Source organism: Klebsiella sp. HMSC09D12 (assembly GCF_001808475.1).
GTDB lineage: Bacteria > Pseudomonadota > Gammaproteobacteria > Enterobacterales > Enterobacteriaceae > Klebsiella > Klebsiella oxytoca.
On record NZ_KV793403.1, the window covers coordinates 1 to 780 of the forward strand.

Below are 780 nucleotides of genomic sequence, written 5' to 3' on the forward strand. Positions count from 1 at the left end.
ATGGTGACTTTACCGCCCTGCGCCCCGTACATCGCTGAAACCAGCTGGGCATTGAGAATATCGCCACGGATATCACCGATCGGGCTGATACGGTCGAATTCAGCCCACATTCTGAATTCGCCAACCGTCATGGTTTGTCGCAGTTCGCCCAGCGTGCGGCCCATCCGGAGCGCCAGCGCCATCAGGAACTGCATGCCAGGCATTTTTACTTTGCTTTGGCGTCATCCGCATCACGAATGAGATCAAGCGCCTGTTTCAACAACCGGGAATGGACAGGGCCATAAATTGCTTCAACCTGTTCGGTATCATCGACGGTGAAAACGTACTGCAGGTCGGTATCCAGCAGAATATCAATGAAGAGTGTGACATCTGCCCGCATCGTGCGGAACGCACGTTCTGAAGGGGTGAGTTCTGGCACCTCTGGAGCTTCCTGCCCTTCCGGTGGTTTTGGTTGTTCCGGACTGGCAATCCCCTGCCAGCGAATCCAGGCTTCAGCCGATGGTTCACGAATGATAACTTTGGCGTTTTCCCACTCCGGAACGGTGACTTCTTTTTTACGGAAACCCGCCATCGGGGCCAGTGCCAGCGCTTTAAGATTCTGTTTTGACATTAAGTTTATCGCCGGTTTCCCGGCGCTCCATTAACTGATGGTGACGGTGCAATCAGATGAGGTGATAACGTTCGCCGGAGTGGCAGAGTCAGTGACTACACAGGAGTAAACTCCGGCATCACCAGAAACGGCACTGGCCTTATTAAACGTTGCGCTGGTCTGCCCGCTGA

At 54.0% G+C, this 780-nt stretch carries 2 protein-coding genes and 1 pseudogene; all 3 read right to left on the minus strand.

Annotated features, from left to right (window positions below; translation table 11 throughout):
• Window positions 1–203: phage tail assembly protein T (locus HMPREF3178_RS03615; protein WP_070585021.1), on the minus strand; the 203-nt coding region annotated here is incomplete at its 3' end.
• 2 nt (window positions 204–205) lie between these two features.
• A complete protein-coding gene (locus HMPREF3178_RS03620) occupies window positions 206–610 on the minus strand; it encodes a phage tail assembly chaperone (RefSeq protein WP_064411109.1) in 405 nt (134 codons plus the stop codon).
• Between the two features lie 30 nt (window positions 611–640).
• Window positions 641–780: pseudogene (locus tag HMPREF3178_RS31550) on the minus strand (phage tail protein); the annotation flags it as partial.

Bases quoted from the DNA above. Each gene is read 5' to 3' on its own strand.
- HMPREF3178_RS03620 (WP_064411109.1), bottom strand. From the start codon at position 610: ATGTCAAAACAGAATCTTAAAGCGCTGGCACTGGCCCCGATGGCGGGT.